Genomic DNA, 794 nt, shown 5'->3' on the forward strand with positions numbered 1-794 from the left:
CGGTCCAGCAGCTTGCGGAACATTTCAACGCCGGTGCAGGTGGTCTTCTGCGTGTCGCGGATGCCCACGATCTCGATCTCGTCACCCACGTTGATCACGCCGCGCTCGACGCGACCGGTCACCACGGTGCCGCGGCCGGAGATCGAGAACACGTCTTCGATCGGCATCAGGAACGGCTGGTCCACGGCGCGCTCCGGCGTGTCGATGTACTCGTCCACGGCCTTCAGCAGCTCGGCGATCTTCTGCTCGCCGATTTCCGGGTCACGGCCTTCTAGAGCCGCAAGAGCGGAGCCGGCGATGATCGGGATGTCGTCGCCAGGGTAGTCGTAGGAAGACAGCAGCTCGCGCACTTCCATCTCGACCAGTTCCAGCAGTTCCGGATCGTCCACCTGGTCAACCTTGTTCAGGAACACGACCATCTTCGGGATGCCGACCTGGCGGCCCAGCAGGATGTGCTCGCGCGTCTGCGGCATCGGGCCGTCAGCGGCGTTCACCACCAGGATCGCGCCGTCCATCTGGGCGGCACCGGTGATCATGTTCTTCACGTAGTCGGCGTGGCCGGGGCAGTCCACGTGCGCGTAGTGACGGGCTTCCGTCTCGTATTCCACGTGCGCCGTGGAGATCGTGATGCCGCGGGCTTTCTCTTCCGGGGCGCCGTCGATCTCGTCGTAGGCCTTGAAGTCACCGAATTGCTTGGTGATCGCTGCGGTCAGCGTCGTCTTGCCGTGGTCAACGTGGCCAATGGTGCCGATGTTGACGTGCGGTTTCGTACGCTCAAACTTTTCCTTTGCCAT

1 protein-coding gene is annotated in these 794 nt (G+C 63.2%); it reads right to left on the reverse strand.

Annotated elements, in window-relative coordinates:
* Window positions 1–794: elongation factor Tu (locus tag PSA7680_RS18410; protein ID WP_085870106.1), on the reverse strand; the 794-nt coding region annotated here is incomplete at both ends.

The sequence above is a fragment of the Pseudoruegeria aquimaris genome (assembly GCF_900172235.1).
Taxonomy (GTDB): Bacteria; Pseudomonadota; Alphaproteobacteria; order Rhodobacterales; family Rhodobacteraceae; genus Pseudoruegeria; species Pseudoruegeria aquimaris.